This is a genomic window from Mesorhizobium sp. C372A (assembly GCF_030323245.1).
Taxonomy (GTDB): Bacteria; Pseudomonadota; Alphaproteobacteria; order Rhizobiales; family Rhizobiaceae; genus Mesorhizobium.
This window is the reverse complement of record NZ_CP100475.1, coordinates 5644559-5660319: the sequence shown is the minus strand read 5'-3', so window position 1 is coordinate 5660319 and position 15761 is coordinate 5644559. Positions and strand designations below refer to the sequence as shown.

The following is a 15761-nucleotide window of genomic DNA, read 5'->3' as shown; positions in this document are numbered from 1 at the left end:
AGAGATTCTAGCCGCAATCCACTGAAGGCTCCATAGTTCCCACGCATTCGTCTTGATGATGGCCATCACATTGGATCCGTTTTATGGATTGACTGGATGCAGGCTCATTGGGCGGGCTGAGAATGCGGATCAGGATCATCGGAACCGGGCGGGCCGTGCCGGCTCGATGCGTGACGTCGCGCGCCCTCGATGCGCGGCTGGGGTTTGGCGATGGACATTTCGAGGCCGCGACCGGCGTCATCGAACGCTATGTCTGCGACGCCGAATCGCAGGTCGACCTTGCTTGTGCCGCAGCCCGTCTGGCGCTTGCCGATGCCGAACTTGAGGCAGGCAGTGTCGATCTGGTCATCGGCGGTTGCGGCGTGCCTTACCAGCCGTTGCCGTCGACGGCGCCGCTGGTCATGCAGCGCCTCGGCCTTGCCGATGGGTCGGCGGCCGCTTTCGACGTCAACAGCACCTGCCTGGGGTTCCTCACAGCCTTCGAGACCGCGTCGCGCCTGATCGAGGCCGGGCAATGCCGGACGGCGCTGGTGTTCTCGTCTGAAATCGCCTCGCGCGCGCTGCCGTGGCAGGACCAGCCGGAAATTGCGGCCCTCTTCGGCGATGGCGCGGCGGCCGCCGTGCTGCAACAGGCAGCCCCTGCCGAGGGTCGAGTCGCGGCCAACCTGATGCGCACCTACCCTTCCGCCTATGAGGCCTGCAGCATCGGCTCCGGCGGCACCCGGTTCGACTTTCATCGTGAGCCTGAGGAATTCGCCCGCCACAGCCTGTTCCACATGGAGGGTAAGGAACTGTTTCGCGTCACGTCACGCCATTTCAACGGCTTTGTAGCGGAGTTGCTCGATCGCGCCGGCTGGCGGCACGACGATGTCGACCTCGTCGTGCCGCATCAGGCGAGCCCTTTGGCGCTCGCCCACATGGCGCGCCAGACCGGCTTCGCCAGGGAAAAGCTCGTCGACATCGCGGCGCGCTACGGCAATCAGATCGCCGCTTCCATCCCGTTTGCGCTCGATGTCGCACGCCGCGAACAACGCATTGGGCCGGGCGCCAAGGTGCTGTTCCTCGGCACCTCGGCCGGCGTGTCGTTCGGCGGCATGGCGCTGGAAGCATGACCGTGGGACGCGTCCTCGTCACCGGCGCCAGCGGCTTCCTCGGCGCGCATATCATGGCGCGGCTGGCGGCAGTGGGCACACCGGCGCTGGGTCTTGGCAGGGACGCCAAACGCTGCGCCGCGCTCGAAGCCGCTGGTCATCGGGTCGTTCGGCTGGATTTGTCTCAACCATTCGATGCAGCTGCCGCGCGCGCTCTCGACGGCGTCGATGCGATCATCCACTGCGCGGCACTTTCCGCGCCCTTCGGCAGGTTGGCGGATTTCCAGACGGCAAATGTCACAGCTACCCGCAACCTCAGCGATTTCGCGCGCGGGCAAGGCGTGCGCCGCTTCGTCCATATCTCCAGCCCGACGGTCTGTTTCGCCTATCGCGACCAGCTCGGAGTTTCCGAGAATGCGGCCTTGCCCCCTCCGGTCAACCACTATGCCCGCACCAAGCGGCAGGCCGAGGAGATCGTGCTGGCGGCGCCTGAGATCAGCCCGGTGGTGCTGCGGCCGCGCGGCCTCTACGGTCCCGGCGATCGCACGCTGCTGCCGCGTCTGCTGCAGGTGGCACGGCAGCGCCCGCTGCCGCTGTTTCGCGACGGCAGGGCGCGCATCGATCTCACTTATATAGAGGATGTCGTCGATGCGGTCTTTGCCGCGCTGTCCGCCGGGAGCGCTGCCGAGGGACAGATATTCAACATCTCCGGCGGCGAAGTGGTGCCGGTCCGCCGCATTGCCGAGGCGGCCTGCGCCCGCGCCGGCGTGCAGCCGCGCTGGCGCAGAATGCCGCTCTGGCCCGCCATGCTGGCGGCCGGGATAGCGGAGACGGTAGCGAACATATTGCCCGGCCGCCCGGAACCGCCGGTGACGCGCTACGGTCTTGGCCTGTTCGCCTATGCGCAGAGCCTTGATCTTTCCAAGGCAGGCCGCATCCTCGGCTGGGCGCCGAAAGTGTCGTTCGAGGAAGGGCTCGATCGCACATTCGGCAAGGCGACGGAAAGCAGGGAGGCTGCGTGAAGATCGTCTTCCCCAACAGCGCCTCTGTCAGCGCAGCCGAGCGCCTGATCCTGCGCGGCGGCAGCTGGGCGAAGGTCAGGCTACGTGTCCGCTACGGCCTGATCATGCATCCGCAGGCCGGCCCCGTACTGGTCGATACCGGCTACACGCCGCATGTGACACAAGGCAGCGAGCGCAGCACGGCGTTGCGTCTTTACAGTGCGATCCTCCGGCCCCAGCTCAACGAAGCCGAGCAGCCGCTCGCGGTACTGGCGCGCTTCGGCCTCTCGCCGCAGGACGTGCGCACCGTCATTGTCACGCATTTCCATGCCGACCACATGTCGGGCCTGTCGCTGTTTCCCAACGCTCGGCTTATCGCCAATGACACCGCGTGGGCGCGGGCGAAGGCCAAGACGTCCCTGCAGAATCTGCGCCATGGCGTCTTCAAGGAACTGTTCCCGTCTGACTTCGAGGCCCGACTCGACGGGCTATCGTCGAAGCGGCAGGTCGAGTCGCGTGGCGGCGTACCGGGCGGCGCCGATCTGTTCGGCGATGGCAGCGTCGTCGCCGTCGGTCTGCCCGGCCATGCCGATGGCCAGTTCGGCCTTTTGTTCCCAAATCAGGAGCGGCCGCTGCTCTATGCTGTCGACGCGCAATGGTTGATCGCGGCCCTTGTCGAAAACCGAACTCCCGGTCTGCCTGCAACCCTGCTGGCCGAGGATGCCGCCGCGATCGAGCCGACCAGCGTAATGTTGCGTCGGTTTCTGGCGACCGGCGGCGAGGTTGTTCTTTGTCATGATCCGGCGGTGACGGCCTACGATGTGGCCGGAGAGAGCGCGTGAACGGGCCGGCCGAAGCGGCCCGTTCGTTTGTGTTGACGCAATGGCTCTCGCGCAAGAGCCGTGAGAATTTCGAACGCTGGCAAGGTCATGCCTTGCGCCGCTTTCTCGACCGCGACCTGCCGCGCGCGCCGTTCTACGGCAAGACGCCGCGTCATCTCGGCGATCTGCCGGTGACCGACAAGGCGACGCTGATGGGCAATTTCGAGCGCTTCAACATCCGCGGCGTCTCGGCCGCCGAGGCCTGGAAGGCGCAGGCAGGCGATGGCCGCATTGGTGAACTGACAGTCGGCGCCAGCACCGGCACGTCGGGCAATCGTGGCCTGTTCATCATTTCCAAAGCGGAAAAATACCGCTGGCTGGGCACCATCCTGGCCAAAGCAGTGCCCGATCTGCTCTGGCGCCGGCAGCGCGTTGCGGTGATCCTGCCGCAGAACACCGGGCTCTACGACAGCGCGCGCAAATCGCGGCGTATCGACCTGCGCTTCTTCGATCTGACGCGCGGTCCGGAGAGCTGGCGCGGCGCTCTCGAAGATTTCGCGCCGACGGTGATCATCGCGCCACCGAAGATACTGCGGCACTTCGCGGCCGAGGGCTTTCGGCTCAAGCCGCAGCGTGTCTTCAGCGCCGCCGAAACGCTCGACCCGGTTGACCGGCCGGTCATCGAGGCATTCTTTGGTCGTCAGCTCGACCAGATCTACATGGCGACCGAAGGGCTGTTCGCCGTCACCTGCCGCCAGGGCGGGCTGCATCTGGCCGAGGATTCGGTGTTCTTCGAGTTCGAACCGGCCGGCGACGGCCTGGTCATGCCCCTGATCACCGCCTTTCGCCGCCGGACCCAGATCATGGCGCGCTACCGGATGAACGATCTGTTGCGGCTCTCCGAAACACCGTGCCGCTGCGGCTCGCCGCTGCGCACGCTGGACGAGATCGTCGGCCGCATGGACGACGCTTTCCGGCTCGCCTCGCCGCACGGGCAGCTCCTCGTCACGCCCGACATACTACGCAATGCGGTGCTCAACGCCGACCGGCGCATCGACGATTTCCGCCTGGTCCAGACCGCTGAAGATGCAATCGAACTCAGCCTGGCCCCCGGGCTTGCCGACGAAGCCGCCACCGCCGCCCATCAGGCCGTGCGCAATTTGCTGGCGGCGCGCCAGGCGACAGCTTCGGTCAGCCTTGTTCGCAGGGACCTGCCGTTGGAGACCGGCCGCAAACTGCGTCGGGTCGAATGCCACCTGGGAGCGGCATCATGAACCGGCTCGCTATGTTGCCACTCGATCAGACGAACCGGGTAGAAAACAACCCGCGTGAGGTCGAAGCCTTCGTTCAGCTTTTCAACGAGGTGCCGGTGCGCGACCTCGTGCGCAATCTGACAGTGGCTGTCGAAACCTTCGAGATCGCCGGCCACTCCTTTCCGCTGACGCTGAACGACAGAAGCGAAGCGCCGAACTGCTACATCTGCTGCCCGTCCAGCGCCTATATCGACTATGCCATCGACGAGACCCGCAATTTCGTCTCCTCGCCCTTGCTGCAAAAAACGATGCGGATGCTGATCGGCCTGTGCGCGCCGCTGGTCAGGATGAGCGGCCTCGACCATCAGGTTCAGGTCAACAACTGGCTCTATTCGACCAATCCGGTGCCGCTGCTCGATCGCAACGCGGTCGCGGCGATGCGCGACGATCTCACCGCGCGTTTTCCCGATCGCGCTGTTCTCATCCGCTCCCTGAACGAGATCGCCGATCCCTCGACAATCGCAGCGCTGAAGGCGGAGGGTTTTCGAATGCTGGCGGCGCGGCAAATCTACATCTTCGCCGGCCGCGGTTCGGCCATGACCAACGACATGAAGCGCGACCGCAAGCGGCTGCGCACGACGCCGTTCGAGCGGGTCGGCAATGGGGACTTCACCGAGGCCGACTATGCGCGCGCCGAAGCGCTCTACCGGATGCTCTATCTCGACAAATACACGCCGCTCAACCCGCACTACACCGCCCGCTATATCGGCGAGACGCACCGTCGCGGCATCCTGCAACTGGCAGGCCTGCGTCGTCCCGGCGGTGAACTGGTCGCCGTCGCCGCTTTGTCTCAGAACGGCAGGACACTGACGCAGCCCATCGTCGGCTACGACACCGGCCTCCCGGTGAGCGAAGGCCTTTACCGCATGATGATGGCGCTGGCTCAGGATCATGCGACGACGCACGGCCTGTTCTTCAACATGAGCGCCGGTGCCGCCGCCTTCAAACGCTTGCGCGGCGCCGTGGCGACGGTGGAATACAACGCCGTCTATGCTGCCCATCTGCCGCGCCGCCAGCGCGCGGCAGTGCGTATCATGGAATTTGTGCTCGCGAAGATCGGCATTCCTCTGCTCAGGAGATTTGAACTTTGAGCGAAGCCCGGCAGCAAAAAGACAAAGACTATTGGCAGGCGGTAGTGCGGTCTGCCGATATCAAAGCCAAGCCAAAACGCATCCTGTTCGATGGCACGCCGCTGGTGCTGTTCCGCTCGGCGCAGGGGATTGCAGCCCTCTTCGACCGCTGCGCTCACCGCCTGGTCGAACTCTCGACCGGCAAGGTCGTCGGTGGCGAGATCGAATGTCCCTATCATGGCTGGCGCTACAATGGGGAAGGGCGCTGCACCGCCATTCCCGGCCATGTCGGCGACGTCCCGCATTACCGTGTCCGCCGCTACAGCGCGATCGAGCGCGACGGCGTCGTCTTCGTCTCGGCAGGCACGCCCCAGGGCGAGCCCTATCTCCATTGCATGCAAGGCAAGGATGTCGTCATCAAGCGGGTGCGCAGCTCGGCGCAATCGACGGTGCTCGACGCCGCCGAGAACATTCTCGACGCCACCCATACCCACTTCACCCACAAGGGGGTGCTGCGCGGCCTGACCGCAAAGCGCCACCTCGTGCGCGTCGAGGTGACCGGCGGCAAGGGCTGGGTCGAAAGCTGCTACACCGGCGAGGACCGCCAACAGGGGCTGGTCAGCCGGCTGCTGGAAGGCGAGCGCGCCAAGACCATCGGCCGCTACCGCCATCCCGGCATCGTCGAACTCGAATATTGGGGCAAGGGCGGCTTGGCGCTGGCGACCACTTTCCATTTGCGTCAGGCGGACGAACGGACCGTCGAAGGCGTCGGCTGGCTGATCGGCCCGCGACAGGGCCTGTTCGGCGAACTCAAGGCGCTTGCTTTCCGGCCGCTCTTTGCCTTTGCCCTGCAGCAGGATCGCCATGTGCTGAAATCGGCCAGCGACAACGCCCGTATATCGCCGCAGGTTCAGCCGGCGATCGGCCCGCTGGATTTCCTGCGCCGCGACATAGCGGCGATCATCGACGGCAAGATGCCACCGGCGGCGGCAGAGCCGCGGGTGCACCAAATCGAGTTGTAATCTAAAGTTCACGGCACTTGATTCCAGTTCTGCTGTAAATTATAGTTCACGGATGATCGAAGTTCGATCCACTGACGAATTCCGAAAATGGCTCAGAGGGCTCACGGACATTCGCGCCGTAAAGAAGATCACCCAACGGATTGTCCGCGTTCAGGCTGGGCTGTTGGGAGATGCCAAGTTCTTCGATGGCATAGGAGAATTGCGCGTAGATTACGGTCCGGGATACCGCGTGTACTTCGTCCGGCGCGGCAACACGGTCATTATCCTGCTCTGCGGCGGTGACAAAGGCTCGCAGGACAGGGACATCGGAAAAGCCAGGAAAATGGCAAAGGAAGTTTGATATGACCCTCAGAACCACACCATTCGACGCCGCCGAATATCTTGATGATGCTGAGTCTCAAGCCGAACTGCTCGCTGATGCGTTCGAGACCGGGGACGCGACTTATATTGCGCACGCCCTCGGCATTGTCGCGCGCGCCCGCGGCATGACAAGCATAGCGAAGGACGCCGGCGTGACCCGAGAGGCACTCTACAAGGCGCTGAGCGAAAAGGGCGATCCGCGCCTCAGTACATTGCTGGGCGTAACCAAGGCGCTTGGCCTGCAATTGTCCGCAAAGCCAGTTAATCCCGTTTAGGCAACCTTAGCAGGACTTACGCACTCAGCTGAAAACGGGAAGTTCCGCTTCAACTCGACTAGTCCTGCTCCGGCCCATTCCACTCGATATCGCGCGTCGACGCGGCCTGAAGGCTGATGCGCTGGCGCAGTGCTGTGCCGGCGATCTCGGCCAGCGTGCGCCACTGCGCCCGCTTCGGCGCGGGGTCGCCCGGCCAGTCGAGCAGCTCATCGGCATCGTGCATCGCCTGGCGAAAGCTGCCGAGACCACCGGAGCGCAGTGCCGCCGGCATCCCGTAGATCCACATCGCCAGCCTCACCGTCTGCGGCGCCGTCACGTCGGGCTTCACCTCGGCGCCATCCTCCAGGACCGCGTCGGCGAAGCGCCGCGGATCGCGAAAGAAGTGCAGGCCGCTCACGGCGCGCGGATTGCACTCCAGTGGCAGCACCCTGCCGTTGTTCTCGCGCATCAGGTCGAAGGATATCTGGCCGGTCCAGCCGGCGCCGGCGACGAAGGTTTCGACGAAGCGCCGCGCCGCGATATCCTCGACCGGCTCGAAACAGATGCCGGCGCCCTTGCCGGCGCGATAGAGCGAACGGTAGAGCGCCAGCGCTTTGAGTTCACCCTCGATCGCCACCGCATAGGCGCTGATCTCTTCACCGGCGATGTAGCGCTGCGCCACCCAAGGAGCGGCGGGCGAGGGGCGGACGGCGTCGAGTTCGTCCGGCGATGGCCGCAGCAGTACGTCACGGGCAAAACGTGACCACACAGGTTTGAACACCAATTCGCGCGATTGGCCACGAACGCCGTCGAGATCGGCCTCGCTTTGCAGCAGTATCGTTTCCGGCACGTCGAGCCCAAGGCTCTGCGCCAGCCGGATGAAGGCATGCTTGTCGTGAACGCGGGCGAGCATCGCCATCTCGGGTGCGAAGAGGCGGGCCGGCATGGCGCGGTGCTGCCAGAGACGACCGAGATAAAAGACTTCCTCGCAGGTCGGGATAACGAGTTCGATGCCTTCCGCGCGGACAAGCGCTTCCACCGCCTTGGCATAGGCGTCGGCGGCAAAGCGCGGCGGCGGCAGGCGATGGTAGGCGGCGCAGGCCGTGCTCGCTGCGGCGATCGGCCGGGCCGGGCTGTCGGCCAGGATCACCCGGCGACCGGCGCCATGCAGCAGCCGCGCCAGGTGCAGCGCCACCGGCGCGCGGGCGCCGGTGATCAGCACGGTGCTATTGGGCATGAGCCACCGGCATCGGTTGGAAAAGACGAGTCGATGCTTCTGCGGAAGGCTTCATTCGCCATAAGTGCCACATGGCTTGCGTGCCGCCAACGCACTCCACAAAGGTGGCTCCGCTGCGTCAGCCATCGCTTTTTGGCCTTCGGGGCGTTATTGGCAATCTGTCGAACACCCGGATCTCCTCAATGCGCTTTCTGTTTGTCCTGATACTGCTTGCCGGCGCCGCCATTGGCTTCGTCTATCCCTGGGCCATGAGCAATTTCTCCGGCCACGAGATCGGCACCTGGCGCGTCTACGACCAGGGACGGTTTAGGCCTGTGACGGTGACGCTGAAAGCTGGCGACGCGCCGGTCAGAGTGCTGGTCGACCTGACGGCAAAGGCCGAGCGCATTGTCTCGCAGCAGCGCACTGTGCTGACGCTGACTGCCGCCACAGCCGGCCGCACGGTGCTTGCCTCGACGCTGCAATTCAACCACGCCGACAATCCGCGCCAGGTCAGCCCACAACTGCCCGACAAGATCTTTCGCGACGAGGCCGGCGTGATCGAAACCGTCAGTCCCGGCGCCTATCTCTTCACCGCCGGCCCGGGCGACGCCGACGATATCCCGTTACGCGCGGTGGATCTGATACTGCGCTCCGGCGCCGGTGAGATCGATCAACGCGCACGGCCGGTCGGCTATGGGCTGATGGCAGTCGGCCTGATCGGCTTCCTGCTTACTCTGGCTTTCGGCGGTCGCCGGCCGGAGAACCCGAACTCGAAGCCGCCACCGCCGCGTTGGGGCAGAGGCTCCTCGACATGAGCGCGGCATGAACTACCGTCACGCCTATCACGCCGGCAATTTCGCCGACGTCGTCAAGCATGTCGTGCTCAGCCTTCTGCTCGACTATCTGAAGCAGAAGGACAAGGCCTTCCGTGTCGTCGACACTCATGCCGGCATTGGCCGCTACGATCTGTCATCGGCGGAAGCGCAAAAGACCGGCGAATGGCAAGGCGGCATCGGCCGCTTGATCGACGCCCCGATCGAAAAATCGGCGGCTGCGCTGCTTGCCCCCTATCTTGAAGCGGTGCGTTCGCTCAATCCCGATGGCGGGGTGAAGAAATATCCGGGCTCGCCACTGATCGCCAGGCACCTCATGCGAAAGCAGGACCGGTTGTCGGCGATCGAACTGCACGGCGCAGATGCTGCCAGGCTGAAGACGCTGTTTGCAGGCGATTTCCAGACAAGGGTGATCGAACTCGACGGCTGGCTGGCGCTTGGCGCGCATCTGCCGCCAAAGGAGAAGCGCGGCTTGGTGTTGATCGATCCGCCGTTCGAGGAAGCCGGCGAATTCGACCGCCTGGTCGATGGCATGCAGAAAGCGCACAAGCGCTGGCCGGGTGGCATCTACGCGCTGTGGTATCCGATCAAGGATCGCAAAGCGATCATCGCCTTCCGCAAGGCGCTCAAGCAATCCGGCGTCCCAAAGTTGCTCGACATCGACTTCGAGATCCGGCCGGCATCGCGTGAACCAAGCCTCGACGGCAGCGGCATGGTGGTGGTCAACCCGCCCTTCACGCTGGAGCGCGAACTGCGCATCGTGCTGCCGGTCCTGCACAGATTGCTGGCGGTCGAAAAGCCGGCGCACTGGTCGCTGGAATGGCTGGCCGGGGAGTAGCGACGCTTCGCAGCGGGCGACGCCCGCGGCAAAGACACAAAGTCGCTAGAGGTTTTGACGGTGGCGCCATCCGCGAATGCTCAGCTGTGTTCAACGAACCGAAACCATGGAGATGCACATCTAATCGGCTCGGCGTTGACGCTAATCCCAGAATCAGATAGATAGATATCTAATTATTAGATTTCGAATCGAATGCCAAGATCGACAGAAGAGGAACTGGTCAACGCGATAGGCTTCGCGATGTCGCGCTGGCAGGATGCCGTCGAAACGTTCGATGGGCCGTCGCCGAAATCTTTGTGCTGAGCGCTGCCGAGCGCCGCTGTCTCGGTGCGATCAATCACGGCCGGCGGGGCCGGCAAACCTCGTAGCGAGGGAGACAAATCTCACGCCGGCGGCGGTCACGACGTTGATCGACCGGCTGGAAAAGCGCGGCTTCGTCAGCCGTCAGCCGGATCCCGATGACAGGCGCAAGTTCATGGTCGCGGCGGGCAAGAAGACCGAGGAACTCGTCCGGCGCTGCTACCATCCGATCCAGAGGCGGGCGCCGCATTGCTGGAGAATATTCGGCGGCCGAGATGCAGTTTTTGCTCGGCTTCATCGAAGAGGTCGAAGCGATGCAGAAGGCGTAGACCGAGAGGCTGCGCGGCAAAGCAAAACCGGTGCGTTGAGAGAAGGCATCGGAGGATGGTCCGGCGCAACGCCGGTCCGGTTTCAACTGTGTACTGTCAAGGAGACCCTATGCCCCGTATGATCTTCGTCAACTTGCCCGTCGCCGACCTCGCTGCGTCGATGGCCTTCTACAAAGCTCTCGGTTTCGACAACAACCCGCACTTCACCGACGACACCGCAGCCTGCATGGTGCTGAGCGAAATGATCAACGTCATGCTGCTCACCCATGCCAAATGGCGTCAGTTCACCGATCGCCCCATCCCACCGGCCACCTCGAGCGAGGTCATGCTTGCCGTGTCCTGCGACAGCCGCGCGGCGGTCGATGCGATGAACGAGGCGGCGGCGAAAAATGGCGGCGCCGCCGACATCAACGCCCAACAGGATTATGGCTTCATGTACAATCGCAGCCTGGCCGATCCTGACGGCCACGTCTGGGAAGCGATGTGGATGGACCCGGCCGCCATACCGCAGGGCGACGCCAAGCAAGGCTGAACCGGGTTTCGGCGGCCCGCCGGCCATGGGCAGGCCGCTTTTCCTAATGGGCAAGGCGAGCTTTTTCGAAGGTCAGGACGTGGTTTCGCAGCTTCGCACCGGCAAAACCGGTTGCGGAGCGGGAAACCATCGTCAGGGCGACCGCTTGACCGCGCGCCGCCGAATCCGCAAAGTGGGCGCAGTCGACCTTTGAGAGGCTGCCATGACTCGCTTTGCCAAATCCGCTCTTGCTGCCCTGATTTCGCTTTGCACGCCGCTGGCCGCATCCCTTGGCCAGCCAGCACAGGCCGCCGACCTTTCCGTCTATTCCGACGAGGACAGCGGCGTTTGCGGCGAGGCATGGGTGCTAAGCAAGATCTCCAGCCGCTTCTCCTACCAGGTGCATCACGTGCCGCATCTGCCGGATGTTTCGATCACCGATTTCCAACGCATCCACCAGCATCGCTATCTCCCGGCCAGCGAAGAATGGCCGATCGGCCGCCGCTATTGCGGCGCCACCGTCAGCCTTTCCGATGGCCGCGCCCGCACCATCTGGTACTTGATCGAGGAAGGCCAGGGTTTTGCCTCGATCGGCGACAATGTCGAATTCTGCGTCTCGGGCTTCGACCGCTGGATGGTCTACAACGGCCGCTGCCGCGTCCTGCGCTAAGGTCGGATAAGAACCGCCGTTGAACCTGCTATCTCCCCGCAAGGGGGAGATCTGATGTCGCTCCGGTTTCGCCAATCTCCGAACTGCTGCCGCTGCCTCACATCGCCTTCCCACCAGATACGTAAGCGCAGATCAGCTCGACCAACTGCTTCTGCAGTTCCGGCAAGTCGAGCATGTCTCGCCGCGCGGCATTGTGGATGACGCCCTCGACCGCTGAGGACAGCACCCGGGCCACGGTCTCATTGTCCTTTCTGCGCCTGCGATATTGCGCCACCGCCGCCGTGTAGTGATCAAGATAGCGCGACTGGAACGAGGCATGGGCGGCGCGTGAGCCGCGATCGCCCGGCGCCTCGTCGAGCAGCACCTGATGCAGCGTCGGATGGATGCTGTGCGCATCGATCATGCCGCGCACCAGCTCCTGCGCGAATCGCTTGAGCGGCTTGTCGCCTTCTGCTGATTCGGCGATCACCGACAGCACCTGATCGAAATGTCGCCGGCGAATTGCTTCGACCAGCGACAGCTTGTCGGGAAAATATTGATAGAGCGAGCCGATGCTGACGCCGGCCGCATCGGCCACCTTGTTGGTGGTGAAGCCGGCCCAGCCGAGCGCGCTCAGAACATGAGCACCGGCTTCGATGAGCGCCTCGACCGTCGCTCTCGAACGCGCCTGGCGCGGCTGCTTGCGCATGCGTGAGCGCGGCTTTGCAATGCGAGTAGACATGTCTGCTCCAGCAGCCAAGAATATAGATAACATACTCACATTTTTTGGAAAGGATACAGACCATGGACGCGCTGGATTTGCTCCGCAGCCTCTACGTTTATCAAATCTGGGCGAATGGTGAATTGCTGGAGAAGCTTGCGGGCCTCGACCAGCAGGAGCATGTCGATCAGCGTCACACAGCGACCCGTCTCATCAACCACAACCTCGTCGTATCGAAGATATTCGCCGCGCATCTTTCCGGCACGCGTCATGGCTATGCGTCCGACAACACCGTGGACACACCGGCACTCGATGAATTGAGCGCTGATGTCGCTGCGATGGATCGTTGGTATCTCGACTATATCGGAGCCGTCTCGCCAAGCTCATGTCAGAGCCTGTGCTTTCACCTTCACCGACGGCGACAGGGCGATGATGTCACGCCAGGAAATGCTGACCCATGTCGTCACGCATGGCGGCTATCACCGCGGCGAGATCGGGCGGATCCTGATGCAGATCGGCATTGCGCCGCCGGGATACGTTTGCCGTCCACCTCCACCAAGCCGAGCCTTCGCGCCGGCTGCAGGTGCGCGAGCGGGTTGGCGTTTAGGGCCTGCACCTCTTGGCTTCCAAGGGATCGCGGCTTCCCGGGAGGAGGATTCCCCTATCTTTCGTTTCCCATTTCCGTTGGGCATCTCTTGCGCCGAAGCTGGCGATCTCCCTTCTCGTCTGGGAGACGTCCGACACACAACAGGCTGTCCTTCAAGTGCTGTCTTTCCTGGCTTTCATCCAACCACTTTCGATATACGAGCAAAAAGCTCGTGTTTAGTTTAGTGCTGTTCCTGCAACCGTGGGGATGAAGCAAGATCAGCCTCTGCGGTGCGATGATTGTTGCCATCCGATAGGTCGCCGATGACCGCGTGAGATCGACGGCGTTGCAAGAGAATGTGAGCTTGACGAAAAGATCGTGTGAGTCTCGATATCAGAGATTTCTCTCGCAACAGTTCGCTGCGAAGCGGGAAGAGTCTTTGCCGATTTCTGTGCCGATCATTGCGATAATGCTCTCAGCGTAACCGAAACTTAATTTGCGAAATTCTATGTAATGCTTCGCTGGCTAGATACGCACGAGTCAGATATGCATTAGCTCGCCGGGTCACTCACGGCCATTGGCACAAACGCAAGGGGCATCGCATGGCAAAGACCACGACGAAGGCGCCGGCGGCGAAAGCGCCGGCAAAGAAAGCGGCACCGAAAGCTGCCGCGAAACCTGCAGCAGTAAAGAAGGCAGCACCGAAGGCAGCGGCAAAGCCGGCCGCCAAGGCAGCGGCAAAGCCGGCAGCTAAGGCAGTTGCAAAACCCGCCGCCAAGGCAGCAGCGAAACCCGCCGCCAAGAAGCCGGCCGCCAAGGCTGTGGCGAAGCCTGCTGCGAAGGCAGCAGCCAAGCCCGCCGCCAAGAAGCCGGCAGCCAAGACAGCGGCAAAACCCGCCGCCAAGGCTCCGATGAAGGCCGCCGCCGCCAAGTCGACGGCAGCTGTGAAGAAGGCTGCACCGGCCAAAAAGCCAGCCGCCAAGAAGAAGTAACAGCGGACCATCTCAAAGCTCCCGGGAACTTTGCCGACTGGCAGATTCCCGGGAGCTTTTTTGTTGTGATTTAGGTCTTGTTTTGATGCATGTCGTTCTCTCGAAATTGACGCCACTTCTGTGAGACATGCATTGGCGATTTCATTGTCGGCGGATTGGCCGCCTGGTTTTGCCCTTCTGGCAGTTGCTCCCTCAGGGAAGATCGGCCAACACTAAGGCGGTCGCATCCGATGGGGTTCAGGCGACGCGCTCTAGACCTTTGTTTTACGCGCGTCGTTCTCAAGACCGGAGCCGCATTGTTGAGCGACATGCACTGGCCGTCCGCAAACAGGGAACCGATCATGCCGAAGCTGCTCTACGCGTCCTCATCCCCCTACAGTTCCAAGGTGCGCATGGCAGCACTCCATGCCGGCATTGCCGTCGAACTGGTGCCGGTCAAGACCGAGGACAAGCCTGCTGAACTGATGTCAGCCAATCCTCTCGGCAAGATTCCGGTGCTGGTGCTCGACGACGGCCGCTCGATCCACGACAGCCGCGCCATCACCCAGCATCTCAACCGCGCTTCGAAGAGCCTGTTGTTGCCGCGCAATGCCGACAAGCGCCTCGAGGCCGAAGTGCTGGAGGCGCTGGCCGACGGCATATGCGACTGCGCGCTGTCGATGGTCTATGAGCGGCGCACGCGTCCGGAGGAGATGGTCTATCAACCCTGGCTCGATCGCCAGTGGACCAAGATCACCGCCGCACTCGATTTCCTCAACGCCAATCCGCCGAAGCTGCCGAAGAAGATCACGCTTGGCCAGCTGGCGTTGCGTGCCTGCCTCGGCTACCTCTCTCTGCGCTTCGCCGGCAAATGGGAAAAGGGCCGCGGCCGCCTGACCCGCTGGGCAGCGCGTTTCGATGAGAAGTTTCCGGGGCTGAAGGTGGCTGTGCCGGCCTGACGGGCGAAACAAAAAAAGCCGGGCGCGAGGCCCGGCTTTCTTGTGTCGTGGCTTGAACGACAGTTAGAACTTCATACCGACGCCGAAGGTGACGCGGTTGTCGCTCTCTTTGACCTTGGTGCCGACACTGTCGAAGCTCTTGGAACCGAAGTCGGTGTAGCGGTACTCGACACGGCCGAACACATTGTCGGTGATCTTGATGTCGGTGCCGACGCCGGCCGTCCAGCCGAGCATGGTGTTGCTGTCGCTGTCGCCGGGGACCGAGACCTTCTGGTTCTTCAGGGCGCCGCCGCCGGTGCCGTAGAGCAGGATTTCCGGGGTCACGGCGTAACCCAGACGGGCGCGCAGCGAGCCTTCGAAGCCGCCCTTGGAATTGACGCCGCCGCTGTCACCCTTGACGCCATTGTAGCCGAGATCGGCTTCAGCACCGTACACGAAGTTTTCCTGCTGCCACTGGTAGCCGCCGAAAACGCCGCCGACAAAGCCCTTGGTCTTGATGTCGGGGCCGCCGTCCTGGACTTTGGCATGACCGCTGAAGCCGTAGCCGGCGCTGAGACCGGCATACGGGCCGGCCCAGGAAGCGACGGGGAGCTCGGCGATCGGGGCCGGCGCCGGGGGCTCTTCCGAGACGACATCGGCAGCAAAAGCGGTACCGCTGAGGGCGAAGAGCCCGAGCGCAACCGCGAGCGGCGCGAATTTGAGATTGGTTTGCATTGTTGTTTACTCCTTAAGCCACAAGACACGTAGGCCTGTTTGTCCTGAGCGCCATCAACCCGTCCGGGGGGTGAAACGGATCTGGCACTCAACGGTTCCGAATGTCGTGTCAAAATGCGGCGGCAGCGAACCTGAAAATGGGTCATTCCCCGGCACGAATGAGGCCGAAGCTTGACGTTGCATCTTCGCAACAGCGAAA

20 protein-coding genes are annotated in these 15761 nt (G+C 63.1%); 16 read left to right on the top strand and 4 right to left on the bottom strand.

All coding sequences use genetic code 11. The annotated features are described in order from the left end of the window. Window positions 1-170: 170 nt before the first annotated feature. The 8 genes from NLY42_RS27355 to NLY42_RS27320 are packed head-to-tail and all read left to right on the top strand — an operon-like array spanning window position 171 to window position 6953. The gene (locus NLY42_RS27355; RefSeq protein WP_245261185.1) at window positions 171-1112 is read left to right on the top strand and encodes a 3-oxoacyl-[acyl-carrier-protein] synthase III C-terminal domain-containing protein; all 942 of its coding nucleotides are present in this window, start codon (window positions 171-173) and stop codon (window positions 1110-1112) included. After that, entirely contained in the window at window positions 1109-2113 is a 1005-nt protein-coding gene (locus NLY42_RS27350) for an NAD-dependent epimerase/dehydratase family protein (protein ID WP_031203082.1), read from the top strand. The genes NLY42_RS27355 and NLY42_RS27350 overlap by 4 nt, the downstream gene beginning before the upstream one ends. Then, window positions 2110-2934, top strand: a complete 825-nt coding sequence (locus NLY42_RS27345; protein ID WP_023754725.1) for an MBL fold metallo-hydrolase — start codon at window positions 2110-2112, stop codon at window positions 2932-2934. The genes NLY42_RS27350 and NLY42_RS27345 overlap by 4 nt, the downstream gene beginning before the upstream one ends. Continuing rightward, window positions 2931-4187, top strand: coding sequence for a F390 synthetase-related protein (locus NLY42_RS27340; RefSeq protein WP_023754724.1), 1257 nt, complete (start codon window positions 2931-2933; stop codon window positions 4185-4187). The genes NLY42_RS27345 and NLY42_RS27340 overlap by 4 nt, the downstream gene beginning before the upstream one ends. After that, on the top strand, window positions 4184-5317 hold the full coding sequence (locus NLY42_RS27335; protein ID WP_023756429.1) for a GNAT family N-acetyltransferase: 1134 nt from the start codon (window positions 4184-4186) through the stop codon (window positions 5315-5317). The genes NLY42_RS27340 and NLY42_RS27335 overlap by 4 nt, the downstream gene beginning before the upstream one ends. After that, the gene (locus NLY42_RS27330) at window positions 5314-6318 is read left to right on the top strand and encodes a Rieske 2Fe-2S domain-containing protein (protein WP_023754722.1); all 1005 of its coding nucleotides are present in this window, start codon (window positions 5314-5316) and stop codon (window positions 6316-6318) included. The genes NLY42_RS27335 and NLY42_RS27330 overlap by 4 nt, the downstream gene beginning before the upstream one ends. A 52-nt stretch (window positions 6319-6370) precedes the next feature. Then, complete coding sequence (locus tag NLY42_RS27325; RefSeq protein ID WP_023672746.1) at window positions 6371-6658, top strand: type II toxin-antitoxin system RelE/ParE family toxin; 288 nt, start codon at window positions 6371-6373, stop codon at window positions 6656-6658. 1 nt (window position 6659) lies between these two features. Further along, a complete protein-coding gene (locus tag NLY42_RS27320; RefSeq protein ID WP_023672747.1) occupies window positions 6660-6953 on the top strand; it encodes an addiction module antidote protein in 294 nt (97 codons plus the stop codon). A 58-nt stretch (window positions 6954-7011) separates the two neighbouring features. Here the strand turns inward: NLY42_RS27320 and NLY42_RS27315 are convergent, their stop codons facing one another. Beyond that, window positions 7012-8169 carry an ATP-grasp domain-containing protein gene (locus NLY42_RS27315; protein ID WP_031243043.1) on the bottom strand — a complete coding sequence of 386 codons (1158 nt, stop codon included), beginning with the start codon at window positions 8167-8169 and terminating at the stop codon, window positions 7012-7014. Between the two features lie 182 nt (window positions 8170-8351). On the opposite strand from NLY42_RS27315, the gene NLY42_RS27310 reads away from it, so the two are divergent. The 5 genes from NLY42_RS27310 (at window position 8352) to NLY42_RS27290 (ending at window position 11632) form a co-directional block, all read left to right on the top strand. After that, complete coding sequence (locus NLY42_RS27310) at window positions 8352-8966, top strand: hypothetical protein (protein ID WP_023754721.1); 615 nt, start codon at window positions 8352-8354, stop codon at window positions 8964-8966. A 7-nt stretch (window positions 8967-8973) separates the two neighbouring features. Then, on the top strand, window positions 8974-9822 hold the full coding sequence (locus NLY42_RS27305; RefSeq protein ID WP_023747902.1) for a 23S rRNA (adenine(2030)-N(6))-methyltransferase RlmJ: 849 nt from the start codon (window positions 8974-8976) through the stop codon (window positions 9820-9822). Between the two features lie 256 nt (window positions 9823-10078). Beyond that, window positions 10079-10573: a MarR family transcriptional regulator gene (locus NLY42_RS27300; protein ID WP_084779765.1), complete on the top strand. Its 495-nt coding sequence runs from the start codon at window positions 10079-10081 to the stop codon at window positions 10571-10573. Further along, window positions 10561-10983 (top strand): VOC family protein, encoded by a 423-nt coding sequence (locus NLY42_RS27295; RefSeq protein ID WP_023747899.1) that lies wholly within the window; start codon window positions 10561-10563, stop codon window positions 10981-10983. The genes NLY42_RS27300 and NLY42_RS27295 overlap by 13 nt, the downstream gene beginning before the upstream one ends. Before the next feature lie 202 nt (window positions 10984-11185). Beyond that, a complete protein-coding gene (locus NLY42_RS27290; protein ID WP_023747898.1) occupies window positions 11186-11632 on the top strand; it encodes a hypothetical protein in 447 nt (148 codons plus the stop codon). A gap of 97 nt (window positions 11633-11729) precedes the next feature. On the opposite strand, the gene NLY42_RS27285 is transcribed toward NLY42_RS27290, so the two are convergent. After that, window positions 11730-12353, bottom strand: a complete 624-nt coding sequence (locus tag NLY42_RS27285) for a TetR family transcriptional regulator (RefSeq protein WP_031202005.1) — start codon at window positions 12351-12353, stop codon at window positions 11730-11732. 35 nt (window positions 12354-12388) lie between these two features. Beyond that, the gene (locus tag NLY42_RS31855; RefSeq protein ID WP_023754719.1) at window positions 12389-12604 is read right to left on the bottom strand and encodes a hypothetical protein; all 216 of its coding nucleotides are present in this window, start codon (window positions 12602-12604) and stop codon (window positions 12389-12391) included. Window positions 12605-12659: 55 nt separating this feature from the next. Here NLY42_RS31855 and NLY42_RS31850 point away from each other — a divergent pair, with 55 nt between their 5' ends. From NLY42_RS31850 to NLY42_RS27270, 3 genes are all read left to right on the top strand, one after another. Next, complete coding sequence (locus NLY42_RS31850) at window positions 12660-13163, top strand: DinB family protein (RefSeq protein WP_348528078.1); 504 nt, start codon at window positions 12660-12662, stop codon at window positions 13161-13163. A gap of 357 nt (window positions 13164-13520) precedes the next feature. Further along, on the top strand, window positions 13521-13910 hold the full coding sequence (locus NLY42_RS27275; protein ID WP_023742331.1) for a hypothetical protein: 390 nt from the start codon (window positions 13521-13523) through the stop codon (window positions 13908-13910). A gap of 341 nt (window positions 13911-14251) precedes the next feature. Further along, window positions 14252-14848 (top strand): glutathione S-transferase family protein, encoded by a 597-nt coding sequence (locus NLY42_RS27270; protein ID WP_023689091.1) that lies wholly within the window; start codon window positions 14252-14254, stop codon window positions 14846-14848. 63 nt (window positions 14849-14911) lie between these two features. Here the strand turns inward: NLY42_RS27270 and NLY42_RS27265 are convergent, their stop codons facing one another. Beyond that, entirely contained in the window at window positions 14912-15562 is a 651-nt protein-coding gene (locus NLY42_RS27265) for an outer membrane protein (RefSeq protein WP_023673452.1), read from the bottom strand. Between the last annotated feature and the right edge of the window lie 199 nt (window positions 15563-15761).

Coding starts and splice junctions, on each gene's coding strand:
- NLY42_RS27350 (WP_031203082.1), top strand. CDS start 1,109: ATGACCGTGGGACGCGTCCTCGTCACCGGCGCCAGCGGCTTCCTCGGC.
- NLY42_RS27270 (WP_023689091.1), top strand. CDS start 14,252: ATGCCGAAGCTGCTCTACGCGTCCTCATCCCCCTACAGTTCCAAGGTG.
- NLY42_RS27325 (WP_023672746.1), top strand. CDS start 6,371: ATGATCGAAGTTCGATCCACTGACGAATTCCGAAAATGGCTCAGAGGG.
- NLY42_RS27275 (WP_023742331.1), top strand. CDS start 13,521: ATGGCAAAGACCACGACGAAGGCGCCGGCGGCGAAAGCGCCGGCAAAG.
- NLY42_RS27265 (WP_023673452.1), bottom strand. CDS start 15,562: ATGCAAACCAATCTCAAATTCGCGCCGCTCGCGGTTGCGCTCGGGCTC.
- NLY42_RS31855 (WP_023754719.1), bottom strand. CDS start 12,604: ATGACGCGTGCCGGAAAGATGCGCGGCGAATATCTTCGATACGACGAG.
- NLY42_RS27300 (WP_084779765.1), top strand. CDS start 10,079: ATGCCGTCGAAACGTTCGATGGGCCGTCGCCGAAATCTTTGTGCTGAG.
- NLY42_RS27315 (WP_031243043.1), bottom strand. CDS start 8,169: ATGCCCAATAGCACCGTGCTGATCACCGGCGCCCGCGCGCCGGTGGCG.
- NLY42_RS27335 (WP_023756429.1), top strand. CDS start 4,184: ATGAACCGGCTCGCTATGTTGCCACTCGATCAGACGAACCGGGTAGAA.
- NLY42_RS27295 (WP_023747899.1), top strand. CDS start 10,561: ATGCCCCGTATGATCTTCGTCAACTTGCCCGTCGCCGACCTCGCTGCG.
- NLY42_RS27305 (WP_023747902.1), top strand. CDS start 8,974: ATGAACTACCGTCACGCCTATCACGCCGGCAATTTCGCCGACGTCGTC.
- NLY42_RS27310 (WP_023754721.1), top strand. CDS start 8,352: ATGCGCTTTCTGTTTGTCCTGATACTGCTTGCCGGCGCCGCCATTGGC.
- NLY42_RS31850 (WP_348528078.1), top strand. CDS start 12,660: ATGTCGCTGCGATGGATCGTTGGTATCTCGACTATATCGGAGCCGTCT.
- NLY42_RS27290 (WP_023747898.1), top strand. CDS start 11,186: ATGACTCGCTTTGCCAAATCCGCTCTTGCTGCCCTGATTTCGCTTTGC.
- NLY42_RS27285 (WP_031202005.1), bottom strand. CDS start 12,353: ATGTCTACTCGCATTGCAAAGCCGCGCTCACGCATGCGCAAGCAGCCG.
- NLY42_RS27320 (WP_023672747.1), top strand. CDS start 6,660: ATGACCCTCAGAACCACACCATTCGACGCCGCCGAATATCTTGATGAT.